This window comes from Mycobacterium sp. E796 (genome assembly GCF_001672815.1).
In the GTDB taxonomy this organism is placed as follows: domain Bacteria; phylum Actinomycetota; class Actinomycetes; order Mycobacteriales; family Mycobacteriaceae; genus Mycobacterium.
Genome location: NZ_LZKK01000219.1, coordinates 1 through 789, shown reverse-complemented (window position 1 = coordinate 789; position 789 = coordinate 1). Strand labels below are relative to the sequence as shown.

Below are 789 nucleotides of genomic sequence, written 5' to 3'. Positions count from 1 at the left end.
CGATGGCTCCCTCCAACGGACCGCCCGACCCGCAAACCGAGGACGAACCCGCGGTTCCGCCGCCCCCGCCGGGAGCACCCGACGGGGTGGTCGGGGTGGCCCCGCACGCGACCATCATCTCGATACGCCAGTCGTCACGAGCCTTCGAGCCGGTGAATCCCGCTCCGGCGGACCCGAACTCGGATGAGAAGGTCAAGGCCGGCACCCTGAACACCCTGGCGCGTGCCGTCGTCCACGCGGCGAACATGGGCGCCAAGGTGATCAACATCTCGGTGACCTCGTGCCTGCCCGCGGCGTCCTCGACCGACCAGCGGGCGCTTGGCGCCGCCCTCTGGTACGCGGCGACCGTCAAGGACGCGGTGATCGTCGCCGCGGCCGGCAACGACGGGGAAGGCGGCTGCGACAACAACCCGATGTACGACCCGCTGGACCCGGCGGATCCGCGGGACTGGCACCAGGTCAAGGTGATCTCGTCGCCGTCGTGGTTCTCCGACTACGTCCTCTCGGTGGGCGGCGTCGACGCAGGCGGAGCGCCGATCGATAAGAGCATGTCGGGTCCATGGGTCGGTGTGGCCGGCCCGGCGACGCACATCATGGGCCTGTCCCCCCAGGGCGGCGGGCCGGTCAACGCCTACCCGCCGTCCCGGCCGGGCGAGAAGAACATGCCGTTCTGGGGCACCAGCTTCTCGGCGGCGTACGTCAGCGGCGTCGCGGCTCTGGTTCGCGCGAAATACCCTGAGCTGAGCGCACATCAGGTCATCAACCGGATCGTGCAGTCGGCCCATAACC

General features: G+C 70.0%; 1 protein-coding gene. It reads left to right on the top strand.

Features of this window, described 5'->3' with window-relative positions:
- Positions 1 to 789: S8 family serine peptidase (locus tag A5706_RS16170; protein ID WP_082964432.1), on the top strand; the 789-nt coding region annotated here is incomplete at both ends.